Below are 13017 nucleotides of genomic sequence, written 5' to 3'. Positions count from 1 at the left end.
CTTCGCCATTTCGGCGCCTCGACGGCGCCGTATGCGGATTCATGCCCTAAATGTCGCGCACGCTGGTTTTATGGCTGCCCCCGGTGGCGGCGCTCGGCGAGGAAGGCGCGCCGCACCCCGCATGGCTGCGCATCGATGATGGCGTGATCGTCGATTCGGGACAGGACGACGGCTGGGTTGGCGCGTGGGAGAAGCCGCAGGATGATGGCGCCGACGACCGGCTGGTCGCGCTGGCGCCCGCCGCCGACGTGCCGCTGCGCTGGCTCCATTATCCCGACGCCGCGCCCGCGCAAGCTGCCGCCGCGGCGCGGATCGATGCGCTGAAGGACAGCCTGGGCGATGCCGCATCGCTGCATGTCGTCACGGGCCATCCGGCGGGCGCGGGACAGGCCGTCCCGGTAGCGGTCACGACCCATGCCGCCATGGCCGGGTGGACCGAATGGCTGAAGGCCCGCGATCTGTCGCCCGTCGCCGTCATCCCCGCCGCCGCCGCGGTGCCGCCGCCCGAGCCCGATATGCTGTGGACCGCAGAGGTCGGCGGCGAGCAGATCGTGCGCAGCGCCGACCGCGCCTATCGCTCGGATCCCGAGCTCGACGCGCTGATTGCGGGTAGCCATGACATCGCCCCGCTCGATCCCGACCGGATGCGCGAAGCGCTGTTGCTAACGCTCGCCGCGCCGCCGCTCGACCTGCTCAGCGGCGGATGGAAGCCCAAGCGAAGCTGGGCCGTCGATCCGGCGCTGCTGCGGATAGCGAAATATTTGCTGATCGCGCTCGTCGTCGTGAGCCTGCTCATTCCCGTCGTCCATGCGGTGCGGCTCGTTTCCGACACCGGCCGCGCCGACGAGACGGTCGTGGCGATGGCGAAAAAGGGCGGGGTTACGGCGAGCGACGCCACTGCGGCGGAGGCGGAACTCGACCGCCGCCTCGCGGCGGCCGGCGGCGGACCGCTGGCTTTCTCGGTTCCGGCCTCGGCGCTTTACGATGCGATGGGCGATGCGCCCGGCGTGTCGCTCAAGACGCTGTCGCACCGCACCGACGGGACGTTGACGACGACGCTCGCCGCGCCGCGCGTCGAGGATATCAACCAGGTGCTGCTCGCGCTGCAGGCGCGCGGTTATCGCATCACCGCGCAGCCGATGGCGGGCAGCGACGGCCAGCAGATGGCCAATGTGACGATCCGGGCGGTGCCATGACCGACAAGCTCAAAAATTGGTGGAACGGGCTTTCGCTGCGCGAACGCTGGCTTGTCGGCGTTGCGGGCGTATTGGCGCTTGGCGTGTTGATCTGGGGCCTCGCCCGTCCCGCGGTTGCGGGGTTCATCGATCTCGAAAGCCAGCATCGCGCCGCGATCGAGCGCGAGGGACGGGTCAAGGCCAAGGTGCAATTGCTCGGCCGGACCCCCGCGAAATCGGGTGCGGCGGCGGCAGAGGCGCAAGCGATCGACCAATATCTTGCACAATCGGCGGGTGAGATCGGGCTGACGCTTGACCGCAACGAGGCGCGGGGCGCCGGGCAGGCGACGATCGCCATCGCGACCGCCAAGACGCCGGTGCTGATCGACTGGCTCGCTTCGCTCGAAGCGCAGGGCTTCGTCGTCGATCAAATGACGATCACCCCCGCCGCCGACGGCACCGTCGGGCTGACGGCCGAACTCCGGAAGGGCGGGCGATGACCGCGCGCAGAGGATGGATCGTCGCCGGGGCGGTGCTTGCGCTGCTGCTCCTTATCGCGACCTTCCCGATGCGGCTCGCGCTGGCCTGGTCGGGCGCGACTGAGGCGGGGGTTGCGGCGCGCGACGTTCGCGGCTCGGTCTGGTCGGGCGAACTCGTCGAAGCGCGGTTCGGAGCCTTGCCGCTCGGAACCGTGCGCGCGAGCCTTTCGCCGCTCGCGCTTCTCGGCGGGAATGTCGAACTGGCTTTCGCGCGCACCGATGACAGATTGGGGGCGCTCGCCGGGCGCCTTTATGGCAGCGATCCGCGCGGCGTGTCCGACGTGAGCGGCACGACGTCGATGGCGGGCGGGCTGGGCGCGGTCCCGGTGGACAGGATCAGTTTCGAAGGCGCGACGGTGCGTTTCGACGATACGGGCAAATGCGTCGTCGCCGGCGGCCGGATCCGGCTCGTGGTCAGCGCGCCCATCGCCGGCCTCGATCTGTCGCGCGGCCTGTCGGGTTCGCTCAGCTGCGTGAACGGGCGCGCGCAGGCCGCGCTTGCCAGCCAGTCAGGCATGGAAAGGCTGACGCTGTCGTTCGACGGCAGCGGCGCCTATCGCGCGCAATTCGCGATCAATGTCGACCGCGACCCGGCGATGGCGGCGGCGCTCGCCGCGCTCGGGTTCAAGGCGGGCGCGGGCGGGTTCGTGCTGGCGACCACGGGCCGCTTCTGACGTGACTTTATTGGATGCCTTGCCCTTCGGCATGGGCATCGCCTTTGCTGCGCTGGCCGGGCTGATCCTCGGCAGCTTCATCGCAACGCTGGTGTTGCGCTGGCCGGCGGGCCGATCGGTGCTGGGGCGATCGCAGTGCGACGCGTGCGGACGGCCGCTCGGTGGGCTCGATCTCGTTCCGTTGCTCTCGGCTCTCGCCGCGCGCGGGCGCTGCCGGACCTGCAGCGCGCCGATCGATCGCTTTCATTCGCGTGTCGAGGCGGGGGCGGCGCTGATCGGCGCAGTCGCGCTCGCCCTGATGCCCGGGACCACCGGCTGGCTATGGGCGCTTTTCGGCTGGCTCCTTCTGCCGCTCGCATTGCTCGATGCACGGCACTTCTGGTTACCCGACCGGCTTAACGCGCTGCTGGCGGTCGCGGGATTGCTATTGGCGGGTCCCTTGTTCGAAGCAGCCCTGCTCGACCGATGGATCGGCGCCGTTGCGGGTGGAATTGTGCTTGCGTTTCTGGCTTGGGCTTATCGACGGACGCGCGGCGCAGAGGGTATGGGCGGCGGCGATCCCAAACTCGTCGCGGCGATTGGCTGCTGGACGGGGTGGCAGGCCTTGCCGCTGCTGCTGCTGCTCGCCAGCGCCGGGGGGATCGGCTGGGCTATCTTGGCCCAGCGAAAAGGGGACCCGTCGCTAGCAGAGCGACCGGTCCCCTTCGGTGTTTTCCTGTGCATCGCGGCGTTCGCCGCGGTGCCCGTCTGGCGCTGGCTTACTGGCCGATAACCACAGTCACCGCGCGGCGATTCTTGGCATAGGCTGCTTCGGTCGAACCGAGTTCGGCCGGACGTTCCTTGCCATAGCTGATGACGTTGATGCGGCTCGGGTCGATGCCGAGCGATGCCAGATAATTTTTCGCGGCGTTGGCGCGGCGTTCGCCAAGCGCGATGTTATAATCGCGGGTGCCGCGTTCGTCGGCATGGCCTTCGAGCGTGACGCGAACGGCGGGATTGCGCTGCAGCCACTGCGCTTGGCTTTGCAGCGTCGCCTGATCCTGTGCGTCGACATTATACTGGTCGTAATCGAAGAAGACGCGGTCGCCTTCGAGGCCCACGCTGGCGAGGAAATCTTCCTGCGATCCCGGGATCACGCCGGTGCCGGTTCCGGCGCCGGGGTCGGTTCCGGTGCCTTCGGGGGCGGGTGGCAGCGTGTCAGGGGCCTTTTTCGCGCAGGCGCCAACAGCAAGCATGGTGATCGCCGCGATCATCGCGGTGCTTTTCCGTATCGTCATGTTTTCTGTCCTCTTGTTGTTGTTGGTAAAATCATTCTGCGGGCAAAAAGAACCGGCTGGACGCGATATTTGAACCCGAGCCGGGCGTTTTGGTTCCGCGCCGCTCAAGGCAGGACGGGACCCCAGCTCGGATCCGATCCGTCCTGCGGCGTCGGCAGGCGGCGCAGGTTCACGCCGGTCAGGTCGACCTGCCACAGGCTCGATTTGCCTTCGCGCCCGCGCGTCGTGCGGAAGAACTGGATGACGCGGCCGTTCGGCGACCAGGTCGGCGCCTCGTCCTGCCAGCTGTTCGTCAGCATGCGCACTCCGCCGCCCGACGGGGTCATCACGCCGATACGAAACTCGCCGCCGCCCATGCGGGTAAAGGCGATCAGGTCGCCGCGTGGCGACCATTCGGGGGTCGCGGCGCGGCCGCCGCCAAAGCTGATCCGCTGCTGGTTCGACCCGTCGATGTTCATCGTATAGATTTGCTGGCCGCCCGACCGGTCGCTTTCGAACACGATCTTCCGCCCATCGGGCGAGAAACTGCCGCCGACGTCGATGCCCGGCGTGTTCGTCAACCGCACCGGCGTGCCGCCATTGGCCGAAATGCGATAGATGTCGGTGTTGCCGTTCACGGCCATCGAATAGAGAATCTGCGTGCCGTCGGGCGACCAGCGCGGCGCGAAGGTCGCGTTCGAGCTTTCGGTCACCAGTTTCTGCGACCCCGACGCGACGTCGTAGATGAAAACGCGGACGCGGTTGTTCAAATAGCTGACGTAAACGATCTTTTTGTAATCGGGCGAGAAGCGCGGGCTGATGGCGAGCGCCTGACCGTTGGTGATGAAGCGGTGGTTGCCGCCGTCCGAATCCATGATCGCCAGCCGCTTGATGCGATTTCCCTTGGGGCCGCTCTCGGCGATATAGGCGACGCGGCTGTCGAAGAAGGGCGCTTCGCCCGACAGGCGCGAATAGATAGCGTCGGCGCATTTGTGCGCCGCGCGCCGCCAGTCGGCGGGCTGAATCTCGAACCCCTTGCGCACCAGCTCGCTGCCGAGCGCCGTGTCGTAAAGATAGCAGCCGACGATCAGGCTGCCGTTCGATCCGGCGTCGACGAAGCCGTGAACGACATTTTCGGCGCCGCGCGTCTGCCATTCGGCGAAGCGCGGCGCCTGCACCTCGGCGCGGGTGATCGCGGGGACCCCGTTCGGACCGATCGGTTCGTAAAGGCCGCTGCGTTCGAGGTCGGCGGCGATGACTTCGGCGATCTGGCGGCCGAGGCTGTCGGTGCGCAGCCCCGCGACGGTCTGGACCGACGCGGTGGCGAGCGGCGGGATGCCGATGACCGTGCGTTCCTGCGACAATGTGCCCTCGATCGTCTCGCGCGGTGTGGTCGTCGGCGTAACCGCGGGGGGCGTCGGGGCGGTTTGTGCGAACACCGGGGCGGTGGTCAGCAGCAGTGCGAGCGAAAGACTGATCGGACGGAGAAGCATTTCTCTTACCTCTTGATGAAATCGAGCGTGTAATTCTGCCAGAAGCTGTAATTGTCCTCGGGCAGGTCGAAGGGAGCGGCGAGTTCCACCGCGCGTTTTGCGCATTCCTGATGGCGCTGGATCTGGAATTTATTGCTGTCGGTCTCGCCCGACGTGGTGACGCTGGTGAAGCCGGCAAGCGCGCCCGATTGGGTCAGGCGAAACTTCACGACGGTCTTGAGCTGGTCGACGTCGACCCCCGAAACGCGGCAACCGTTCCAGCGCGGGAGGACCGCCGACTTGATGCTGACGTCGATCGAGCGGCGAACCTCGGCCGCGGTCGCCGCAGCGGGCGCGCCCTTGCTCGAAGGCGATTTGGGCTGTGATTTGGAAAGGCCTTCGGCAATGCCGTCGAGCCGGCCCGTCGGGCGCGCGGGGCGATCCTTTGCGGGTGGTGCCTTGGGCGCGGCCTTGGGCTGCGCCTTTTTCGCGGCGGGGCGCTGCTTGGGCGGTGCCTGTTTCGGGCGGGCGACCTGCTTGGGCGTCGGGGCCGGCGTGGGCCGCACGACGGGGTCGGGGAGCGGCGGGACCGGAACCGGCTCGGGCGCGGCGATGTCGACATCATCCTCTTCGCCCAGCCGCGCGGGGGGCGGCGTCTCGCTGATCACCGGCGCGGTCGATTGCACGGCGGTTTCGGCGATCAGATCGACCTCCATCGGCGGATTGTCGAAGCGCCGGTCGCCCGCGGTCCACTGAACCGAAAGCAGGCCGACGATCAGGACATGCGCCGCCACCGCGATGGCAAAGCCGCGTCCTTCCTTCCCCCTCACTGCCCGGTGTTCGGCCATCGTCCTAACCTAGGTCCCGGTTTCTGAACCGTCGGTGACCGCCGCCGGGGCGGCCGGTTCGGCGTTGGCGCCGGTGGTAACCAGCGAAATCCGCGTCAGGCCGGCGCGGTTGAGCTCGCCCATCACGCGCATCACGCGGCCATAATCGAGCCCCTTGTCGGCGCGCAGCATGATCTGGCGGGGCCGGTCCTGGCCCTCATTCTCGCGCGCGATCGCGTCGAGCCGCGCGGGCAGTTCGGCCTCGGGCACCACCTCTTCGCCGATATAGAGCGTATCGTCGGCGCCGACCGATAGCTGGATCGGTTCCTGATCCTCGGTCTCGACGGGCTTGGCCCGGCTTTCGGGCAAATCGATAGGCACGGCCGAGGCGAGGAGCGGGGCCGTGATCATGAAGATGATCAAGAGCACCAGCATCACGTCGACGAGCGGGGTGACGTTGATTTCGGCCATCGGCGCGCGGCGGTTGCCGCGGCCGCGTCGCCCTCCGACGCCGCCCGAGGGTCCGGACATCGCCATCAGGCTTCGACCTCCAGTTCGCGGCTGAACGTCGCATGCAATCCGTCGGCGAAGCGGCCGAGCCGCGATTCGAGGCGGTTCAGCCGCTGCGAAAAGGCGTTATAGGCGATGACCGCGGGAATCGCCGCGAACAGCCCGATCGCGGTCGCGAACAAGGCTTCGGCAATACCGGGGGCCACGACGGCGAGGCTGCTGTTATTTTCCGCCGCGATCGCGGTGAAGCTACGCATGATGCCCCAAACGGTGCCGAACAGGCCGACGAAGGGCGCGACCGCACCGATCGTCGCCAGCGTCCCGATCTTTTCGGCAAGGCGGTCGACTTCGCCCGCGACCGCGCTGTTCATCGCGATGCCGAGGCGTTCGCGCGTGCCATCACGATCGATAGTCTTGCCCTTGGTCGACCGGCGCCACTCGTTGATCCCCGCCGACAGCACCTTCGCGCTCGGCAGGTCCTCATCGCTGTTCTTGTCGAAGAATTTGTCGATATTGTCGGCGCGCCAGAAATCGCGCTCGAAGCGTTCCGACGCGCTCATCAGCTTGCCGACCCCGCGGCCGTGGGTGAAGATCACCGCCCAGACATAGATCGACGCGAGCAGCAGGCCGATCATCACCGCCTTCACGATGATGTCGGCTTGCAGGAACAGCGCGACGGGGGACAAAGTCGCCGCGTCGGCGGCCAGCGAGATATTGTCTAGCAAGGGAAAGTCTCTCCATTCATGATGGCGGTAAATCGGTCGGCCCACCCCGCGGGCTGGCGGCGCGGCCGGCCCCCGGGCGACAGAAAGGCAGCGGTGACCTGCCCGTCGGTCAATGTCTCGCCGCTTAACGTGTCAGTTCCGCGAAGGATGCGCTGCGCGATTATCACGCTGGCGCCGCGCACGGCTTCGACAGTGCTGACGACAAGCAAATCGTCGTCGAGCTTGGCGGGGCTACGGTATTTGATAGCGAGATCGGTGACCGCCCAAGCGCCTTCACCCCCCTCCATCGCCGCGCGCTGGTCGATGCCGGCAAGGCGCAGCATGTCGGACCGTGCGCGCTCCATATAGCGCAGATAATTGGCGTGATAGACGATGCCCGACAGGTCGGTGTCCTCGAAATAGACGCGCGCCCGATAATGATGTTCGGACCCTGCAAAGGCGCCGGGAACAAAGGGGGGCGGGGCGTCTACCATCGTCCCGACCGATAGCGTCGCAACGACTCGTCGCAAAGCCCTCATAAACGATTCGTCGCAGATCGGGAGCGGTTGGCGGAATGAAATCCGCAGAAAACCGTCTATTTCGCCTGATCGAAGAGTCCGTCCTGCGATCCCGCGGGCGGATTGAGCCCCAGATGCTTCCACGCGCTCGCATTGAGCATCCGTCCGCGCGCGGTGCGTGCGATGAGTCCGGCCTGCAGCAGATAGGGTTCGATCACATCCTCGATCGTGTCACGCGGCTCACTGAGGCCCGCCGCCAGCGTCTCCACCCCGACCGGACCACCGCGATAGATATCGGCGATCATGGTGAGATATCGCCGGTCCATCGCATCGAGCCCGAGCGCGTCGACTTCGAGCCGGTTGAGCGCCGCATCGGCGGCTCCCGCGTCGACCACCGCGTGGCCCGCAACGGTCGCGAAATCGCGCACGCGGCGGAGCAGACGTCCCGCGATCCGCGGCGTCCCGCGCGACCGCTTCGCGATCTCGAGCGCACCGTCGGACGCGATCGGCAGTGCAAGCAGGCGCGCGGCGCGCGAAATCACCTGTTCGAGTTCGGCGTGGGTGTAGAAATTGAGCCGCACCGGAATGCCGAAGCGGTCGCGCAGCGGCGTCGTCAGCAGGCCCTGCCGCGTTGTCGCGCCGACGAGGGTGAATTTGGGCAGGTCGATACGGACGCTGCGCGCCGACGGCCCTTCGCCGATCATGATGTCGAGCGCGCGGTCCTCCATCGCCGGATAGAGAATTTCCTCGACCGCGGGCGACAGCCGGTGGATCTCGTCGATGAACAGGACGTCGCCGTCCTCGAGATTGGTGAGCAGCGCGGCGAGATCGCCGGCCTTCGCGATCACGGGGCCGCTGGTCGAGCGGAAACCGACGCCGAGTTCCTTGGCGACGATCTGCGCCAGCGTCGTCTTGCCAAGCCCCGGCGGGCCATAAAAGAGCACATGGTCGAGGGCATCCGCCCGCGCCTTCGCCGCTTCGATGAAGATACGCAGATTCTCGCGTGCCGCGGCTTGGCCGACGAATTCGGCGAGCGACTTCGGCCGCAGCGCGGCGTCGGCATCCTCGGGGGTGCGGATGGGGGTGGTGAGGGCCGGCTCAGTCATAACGCTCTATTGCCTCGCCGAGGATACAAACCCAAGGTTCCTGACGATCCTCATAGACTGAAAATTGCGGCTCGAAGTCATGGCCGGGTTCGAAATTGCCGATCGGCACGGCATAGCTGTCGAGCTCCGGGTGATTGAGGAACCACAGTGTGGAGCCGCAATTGCCGCAAAAATAGAAGTCCGCGAGCGTGCCGCTCCCGCCCGGATGTTGGTAGAGCTTCGCGTCGCCTTCGGTGCGAACCTGATCGGCGGGGAAGCGCGCCTGTGCGGCAAAGGCGCTGCCGCTCCGCGCCTTGCAATTGCGACAGTGGCAGACCGAGACGCGGATCGGTTCGCCGGCGCAGACGATACGGAGCTGTCCGCAGCGGCAGGAGGCGTTACGAACGCGCTCGGTCACTTGGCCGCCTTTTTGAGTGCCGCGCGCACCAGCGCGTCGAGGCTTGCGCCCGCGCCCAATTCCTCGCTCGCTGCTGCGACCGCCGCGCTCGCCTCGCCGGGCTTGAAGCCGAGGCCGGTGAGGGCGGCGACGGCATCGCCGAGCGGGCCGGCGGTCGCCGCGAGGGAGGGGCCGGTGCCGGCAATTCCGCCCAATGCTCCCGCCTTGTCTTTCAGTTCATGCGTGATGCGCTGCGCCAGTTTCGGGCCGACGCCGTTGGCGCGCGCGATCATCGCGCTGTCGCCGCTCGCGAGCGCGCGCTGGAGGTCGCCGATCTCGAGCGCCGAGAGGATCGCGAGCGCGACCTTGGCGCCGACGCCCTGGACGCTGGTGAGCAGGCGGAACCAGTCGCGTTCCTCGGCCTTCGCGAAGCCGAGCAGGCGCAGGAAATCCTCGCCGACGAGCATTTCGGTGTGGATGACGACCTCGCCGCCGACCGGGCCGAGCGCGTCGAGCGTGCGCGCCGACGCCTCGACCAGATAGCCGATGCCGCCGACGTCGATCACCGCATGGCCAGCGCCGCTGGAATCGAGCCGTCCGGTGAGTTTCGCGATCATGCGCTCCTGCCTAGCGCGGGGAGAACGAAAAGGGAATCATTATCGCTCCGTCGAACGATCGGGGCTCGTCGCGTGTTCGAGAGATGGACAGCCCGAAAGGATCGAAAATGAGCTACGCCCGCTTTGGCGCCATGATCGCAATATCCACGGTCGTTATGTTCGGCCTCATGTACCTGAACAGCTATGCGCTCGATCATCAATATTTCAGCCAGACGCGAATGTGGATGGCGCTATTGATGGGCGCCACCATGGCAATCGTCATGATCGGCTTCATGTGGCGCATGTATCGGGGCCGCCGCGTCAAGATCGCCATCGTGACCGCGTCGCTGCTGATCGGCGCCGGATCGCTGTGGCTGGTGCGGAGTCAGCAGACGGTCGGCGACGTCGCCTATATGAAGGCGATGATCCCGCATCATTCGATCGCGATCCTGACGAGCAGCCGTGCGCAGATTCGCGATCCGCGGGTTCGCGAGCTAGCCGACGAGATCATAGCGGCCCAGGTGCGCGAGATTGGCGAAATGAAGGCGCTGATCGCCGATATCGAGGCGCATCCAGTTCCGGACAATGCGCGCGAACGGCCGCTGGTAGCCTTGGAGCCCTAGCGCCCGCGGTGGTTCGCGTGGCAGATCGCGACGGCGAGCGCATCGGCAGCATCGGTCCCTGCGACTTTCGCGCCGGGGAGCAGGACGCGCAGCATCGCCTGCACTTGCTCCTTCGCCGCGCCGCCGGTGCCGACGATCGCCTTTTTGACGAGCCGCGGCGCATATTCGGTGACGGTCAGCCCGCCGCGCGCGCAGCCGAGCAGGACGACGCCGCGCGCGTGGGCGAGCTTCAGCGTCGATTGCGGATTGTCGTTGACGAACACTTCCTCGACCGCGGCGCACGCCGGCGCATGGTCGGCGATCACTGCCGCGAGCGCGGTGTCGAGATGAGCGAGGCGGTCGGGCAGGGGCGCCTTGGCGTCGGTCTTCACCTGTCCGTTGGCGATATGGCTGATCCGGTTGCCCTCGACGCGGATGATGCCCCAACCGGTGCAGCTGAGCGACGGGTCGAGGCCCAGAATGATCCCCGGGTCAGAACCAGCCGTCGAAAGGGCCATTGAGCGTTTCGTTCAGCTGCTCGCGCAGCGCCGCCGGCGCGCGGTCGCGGGCGGCGTCGGCCATCGCCGACGCGTCGGTGCCATTGCCGCAATCGAGCCGCCCGAGCGCCTTGCCGCCGTCGGGGCCGGCGACGATCGCGATGCCCGAATAGCTGTGGCCGGGGTTGACGGCCGCCTGGCCGTTGGCGCCCTCGAACACGATATAATGCGTATCGCCGCGGGTGAAGCGGATGTGGCTTTGATGCCCGCCCTGCTGTCCGGTGACGAAACCCAGACGGACGTTCGACCAGTCGGGCCTGCTCGCAATTTCCATCTCGGTCTTCGCCGTGCTGCCAAAGCGGTAGGTCACGCGGTCGCTGCCGCCGCAGACGCTGCCGATCTTCTTGCCGAAGCGGCACGAATAGAGTGGTTCCTCGCCTGTCTTGCAAAGCCCCGCCGCGGCGGGTGCAGTCATCGCCGCCGGGGCGGACCCGGCAACGAGGACCGCGATCAATGCGGTTGCGGCGAAGCGCCCGATCACCCGAGCTTCTCCATCACTGCGTCGGGGATTTCGTAATTGCCCCACACGGTCTGGACGTCGTCGTCGTCGTCGAGCGTGTCGATCAGCTTGAACAGGGTCTGCGCGACGCTCTCGTCGGCGACCTCGCTCTTCAGCGTCGGGCGCCAAGCGAGCTTCACGCCTTCGGCTTCGCCGAGCTTGCCCTCGAGCGCCTTTGCGACTTCGTGCAGGCTGTCGACGCTCGTCCAGATGTCGTGGCCGTCCTCCGACGATTCGACATCGTCGGCGCCCGCGTCGAGCGCGGCTTCGAACACCGTGTCGGCGTCGCCGGCGCCGGCGCCATAGCTGATCATGCCGAGGCGGTCGAAGCCGTGGCTGACGCTGCCCGAAGTGCCAAGGTTACCGCCATTCTTGCTGAACGCGGTGCGGACGTTGGTCGCGGTGCGGTTGCGATTGTCGGTCAGCGCCTCGACAATCAGCGACACGCCGCCGGGGCCATAGCCTTCGTAGCGGATTTCTTCGTAATTATCGCCGTCATTACCTGCGGCCTTGTCGATCGCGCGCTGGATATTGTCCTTGGGCATCGACTGCGCCTTGGCGGCGTTCACCGCCGCCCGAAGACGCGCATTTGCGTCGGGGTCTGGCAGGCCCATCTTCGCCGCGACGGTGATTTCGCGGCTGAGCTTCGAAAAGAGGCTGCTGCGCTTTTTATCCTGTGCACCCTTCCGGTGCATGATGTTCTTGAATTTACTATGGCCGGCCATGGCTCTCTTCTTTTTGGCTGGGAGGAACTGGAAGCGCGCTTACATCAGGACCGAACGTCAAAGCAACCGCTGCCACCACCCGACATCGCGCCAGCTACCCATTTTCCAACCGACCTCGCGGTAGATTCCGACCGGTGTGAAGCCCATTGCTTCGTGCAAGCCGATGCTGGCGTCATTCGGCAGGGCAATTCCGGCAAAGACTGCATGGACATTGCGATCCTTGAGCATTGGAAACAGCGCCTCGTAAAGCCGCCGTCCAATTCCCGTGCGGGCGAAAGCCGCATCGAGGTAAATCGCGACATCGGCCGAGGTCGCATAGGCTTCTCGCGTGCGGTGCGGCGATCCATAGGCATAGCCCGCAATTTGGCCTTCGACCTCCGCAACCAGCCAGCCATGGCTTGCCCCGTAATCTTCTATCCGGCGCGCCATTTCAATCGCTCCGGGCGGATCGCATTCGAAACTGACCCAATTGTCGATGACATAGGGCGCATAAATCTCGGCACAGCGCGCGGCATCGGCTGGGGTGGCTGGGCGAATGTCAGCGCTCACTCCAGCGTGACCGCCGTTCCCGAAGCGCTGACCATCAGCATCGAACCATTCTGGCCGAGCACCTCATAGTCGAGGTCGACGCCGATCACTGCATTGCCGCCGAGGCGCGCGGCCTCGGCTTCCATCTCGGCGATTGCCTCTTTGCGGGCGCGGGCGAGGACATCCTCATATTTTCCCGAGCGGCCGCCGACGATGTCGGTGATTGACGCGAACAGGTCGCGGAACAGGTTGGCGCCGACGATCACCTCGCCGGTGACGATGCCCAGATATTCGCTGACCGGGCGGCCCTCGACATTGTTCGTGGTGGTGCTGAACATCGTCACTCTCCTGTT

At 66.6% G+C, this 13017-nt stretch carries 19 protein-coding genes; 5 read left to right on the top strand and 14 right to left on the bottom strand.

Annotation, left to right across the window (positions count from 1 at the left end):
• Nucleotides 1-50: 50 nt before the first annotated feature.
• From gspL to OVY29_RS09970, 4 genes are read left to right on the top strand one after another with little or no spacing between them, the layout of a single operon-like run.
• The gene (gene gspL / locus OVY29_RS09985) at nucleotides 51-1196 is read left to right on the top strand and encodes a type II secretion system protein GspL (protein WP_037555188.1); all 1146 of its coding nucleotides are present in this window, start codon (nucleotides 51-53) and stop codon (nucleotides 1194-1196) included.
• A complete protein-coding gene (gspM, locus tag OVY29_RS09980) occupies nucleotides 1193-1675 on the top strand; it encodes a type II secretion system protein GspM (RefSeq protein ID WP_037555186.1) in 483 nt (160 codons plus the stop codon). The genes gspL and gspM overlap by 4 nt, the downstream gene beginning before the upstream one ends.
• Nucleotides 1672-2388, top strand: a complete 717-nt coding sequence (gspN, locus tag OVY29_RS09975) for a type II secretion system protein N (protein WP_037555184.1) — start codon at nucleotides 1672-1674, stop codon at nucleotides 2386-2388. Before gspM ends, gspN begins: the two co-directional genes overlap by 4 nt.
• Nucleotides 2389-2419: 31 nt before the next feature.
• Entirely contained in the window at nucleotides 2420-3160 is a 741-nt protein-coding gene (locus OVY29_RS09970; RefSeq protein ID WP_037555213.1) for a prepilin peptidase, read from the top strand.
• Here OVY29_RS09970 and pal read toward each other — a convergent pair.
• From pal to ruvA, 9 genes are all read right to left on the bottom strand, one after another.
• Nucleotides 3147-3665 carry a peptidoglycan-associated lipoprotein Pal gene (gene pal, locus OVY29_RS09965; protein ID WP_200880172.1) on the bottom strand — a complete coding sequence of 173 codons (519 nt, stop codon included), beginning with the start codon at nucleotides 3663-3665 and terminating at the stop codon, nucleotides 3147-3149. The genes OVY29_RS09970 and pal overlap by 14 nt on opposite strands.
• Nucleotides 3666-3769: 104 nt before the next feature.
• Nucleotides 3770-5137 (bottom strand): Tol-Pal system beta propeller repeat protein TolB, encoded by a 1368-nt coding sequence (gene tolB, locus OVY29_RS09960; protein ID WP_037555182.1) that lies wholly within the window; start codon nucleotides 5135-5137, stop codon nucleotides 3770-3772.
• 5 nt (nucleotides 5138-5142) lie between these two features.
• Entirely contained in the window at nucleotides 5143-5964 is an 822-nt protein-coding gene (locus OVY29_RS09955; protein WP_037555181.1) for a hypothetical protein, read from the bottom strand.
• 9 nt (nucleotides 5965-5973) lie between these two features.
• A complete protein-coding gene (gene tolR / locus OVY29_RS09950) occupies nucleotides 5974-6480 on the bottom strand; it encodes a protein TolR (RefSeq protein WP_037555180.1) in 507 nt (168 codons plus the stop codon).
• The gene (tolQ, locus tag OVY29_RS09945) at nucleotides 6480-7178 is read right to left on the bottom strand and encodes a protein TolQ (protein ID WP_037555179.1); all 699 of its coding nucleotides are present in this window, start codon (nucleotides 7176-7178) and stop codon (nucleotides 6480-6482) included. Before tolQ ends, tolR begins: the two co-directional genes overlap by 1 nt.
• Nucleotides 7172-7651, bottom strand: coding sequence for a YbgC/FadM family acyl-CoA thioesterase (locus OVY29_RS09940; RefSeq protein WP_037555178.1), 480 nt, complete (start codon nucleotides 7649-7651; stop codon nucleotides 7172-7174). The genes tolQ and OVY29_RS09940 overlap by 7 nt, the downstream gene beginning before the upstream one ends.
• A 101-nt stretch (nucleotides 7652-7752) precedes the next feature.
• Entirely contained in the window at nucleotides 7753-8781 is a 1029-nt protein-coding gene (gene ruvB, locus OVY29_RS09935) for a Holliday junction branch migration DNA helicase RuvB (RefSeq protein ID WP_037555177.1), read from the bottom strand.
• Entirely contained in the window at nucleotides 8774-9178 is a 405-nt protein-coding gene (locus tag OVY29_RS09930; RefSeq protein WP_037555176.1) for a GFA family protein, read from the bottom strand. Before OVY29_RS09930 ends, ruvB begins: the two co-directional genes overlap by 8 nt.
• On the bottom strand, nucleotides 9175-9774 hold the full coding sequence (ruvA, locus tag OVY29_RS09925; RefSeq protein WP_037555175.1) for a Holliday junction branch migration protein RuvA: 600 nt from the start codon (nucleotides 9772-9774) through the stop codon (nucleotides 9175-9177). The genes OVY29_RS09930 and ruvA overlap by 4 nt, the downstream gene beginning before the upstream one ends.
• Before the next feature lie 107 nt (nucleotides 9775-9881).
• Between ruvA and OVY29_RS09920 the strand changes: the two genes are divergently transcribed.
• On the top strand, nucleotides 9882-10376 hold the full coding sequence (locus tag OVY29_RS09920) for a DUF305 domain-containing protein (protein WP_037555174.1): 495 nt from the start codon (nucleotides 9882-9884) through the stop codon (nucleotides 10374-10376).
• On the opposite strand, the gene ruvC is transcribed toward OVY29_RS09920, so the two are convergent.
• Genes ruvC through OVY29_RS09895 form a run of 5 tightly spaced genes read right to left on the bottom strand, consistent with a single transcriptional unit; the run spans nucleotide 10373 to nucleotide 13002 of the window.
• Entirely contained in the window at nucleotides 10373-10873 is a 501-nt protein-coding gene (ruvC, locus tag OVY29_RS09915) for a crossover junction endodeoxyribonuclease RuvC (protein WP_037555173.1), read from the bottom strand. The two genes, OVY29_RS09920 and ruvC, sit on opposite strands and share 4 nt — an antisense overlap.
• Nucleotides 10848-11393, bottom strand: coding sequence for a hypothetical protein (locus tag OVY29_RS09910; RefSeq protein WP_037555172.1), 546 nt, complete (start codon nucleotides 11391-11393; stop codon nucleotides 10848-10850). Before OVY29_RS09910 ends, ruvC begins: the two co-directional genes overlap by 26 nt.
• On the bottom strand, nucleotides 11390-12136 hold the full coding sequence (locus tag OVY29_RS09905) for a YebC/PmpR family DNA-binding transcriptional regulator (RefSeq protein ID WP_037555170.1): 747 nt from the start codon (nucleotides 12134-12136) through the stop codon (nucleotides 11390-11392). The genes OVY29_RS09910 and OVY29_RS09905 overlap by 4 nt, the downstream gene beginning before the upstream one ends.
• 57 nt (nucleotides 12137-12193) lie before the next feature.
• Nucleotides 12194-12685: an arsinothricin resistance N-acetyltransferase ArsN1 family B gene (locus tag OVY29_RS09900; protein ID WP_152567606.1), complete on the bottom strand. Its 492-nt coding sequence runs from the start codon at nucleotides 12683-12685 to the stop codon at nucleotides 12194-12196.
• Nucleotides 12682-13002 carry a heavy metal-binding domain-containing protein gene (locus OVY29_RS09895; RefSeq protein ID WP_037555169.1) on the bottom strand — a complete coding sequence of 107 codons (321 nt, stop codon included), beginning with the start codon at nucleotides 13000-13002 and terminating at the stop codon, nucleotides 12682-12684. Before OVY29_RS09895 ends, OVY29_RS09900 begins: the two co-directional genes overlap by 4 nt.
• Nucleotides 13003-13017: the final 15 nt, after the last annotated feature.

The sequence above is a fragment of the Sphingopyxis sp. SE2 genome (assembly GCF_032227185.1).
Classification (GTDB): domain Bacteria; phylum Pseudomonadota; class Alphaproteobacteria; order Sphingomonadales; family Sphingomonadaceae; genus Sphingopyxis.
Note: the sequence above shows the minus strand (reverse complement) of the source record. Positions and strands in the feature narration are given on the sequence as shown.

Excerpts from the sequence above, each read along its gene's own strand:
- gspL (WP_037555188.1), top strand. The coding sequence starts at position 51 with ATGTCGCGCACGCTGGTTTTATGGCTGCCCCCGGTGGCGGCGCTCGGC.
- gspM (WP_037555186.1), top strand. The coding sequence starts at position 1,193 with ATGACCGACAAGCTCAAAAATTGGTGGAACGGGCTTTCGCTGCGCGAA.
- gspN (WP_037555184.1), top strand. The coding sequence starts at position 1,672 with ATGACCGCGCGCAGAGGATGGATCGTCGCCGGGGCGGTGCTTGCGCTG.
- OVY29_RS09970 (WP_037555213.1), top strand. The coding sequence starts at position 2,420 with ATGGGCATCGCCTTTGCTGCGCTGGCCGGGCTGATCCTCGGCAGCTTC.
- pal (WP_200880172.1), bottom strand. The coding sequence starts at position 3,665 with ATGACGATACGGAAAAGCACCGCGATGATCGCGGCGATCACCATGCTT.
- tolB (WP_037555182.1), bottom strand. The coding sequence starts at position 5,137 with ATGCTTCTCCGTCCGATCAGTCTTTCGCTCGCACTGCTGCTGACCACC.
- OVY29_RS09955 (WP_037555181.1), bottom strand. The coding sequence starts at position 5,964 with ATGGCCGAACACCGGGCAGTGAGGGGGAAGGAAGGACGCGGCTTTGCC.
- tolR (WP_037555180.1), bottom strand. The coding sequence starts at position 6,480 with ATGGCGATGTCCGGACCCTCGGGCGGCGTCGGAGGGCGACGCGGCCGC.
- OVY29_RS09940 (WP_037555178.1), bottom strand. The coding sequence starts at position 7,651 with ATGGTAGACGCCCCGCCCCCCTTTGTTCCCGGCGCCTTTGCAGGGTCC.
- ruvB (WP_037555177.1), bottom strand. The coding sequence starts at position 8,781 with ATGACTGAGCCGGCCCTCACCACCCCCATCCGCACCCCCGAGGATGCC.
- ruvA (WP_037555175.1), bottom strand. The coding sequence starts at position 9,774 with ATGATCGCGAAACTCACCGGACGGCTCGATTCCAGCGGCGCTGGCCAT.
- OVY29_RS09920 (WP_037555174.1), top strand. The coding sequence starts at position 9,882 with ATGAGCTACGCCCGCTTTGGCGCCATGATCGCAATATCCACGGTCGTT.
- ruvC (WP_037555173.1), bottom strand. The coding sequence starts at position 10,873 with ATGGCCCTTTCGACGGCTGGTTCTGACCCGGGGATCATTCTGGGCCTC.
- OVY29_RS09905 (WP_037555170.1), bottom strand. The coding sequence starts at position 12,136 with ATGGCCGGCCATAGTAAATTCAAGAACATCATGCACCGGAAGGGTGCA.
- OVY29_RS09895 (WP_037555169.1), bottom strand. The coding sequence starts at position 13,002 with ATGTTCAGCACCACCACGAACAATGTCGAGGGCCGCCCGGTCAGCGAA.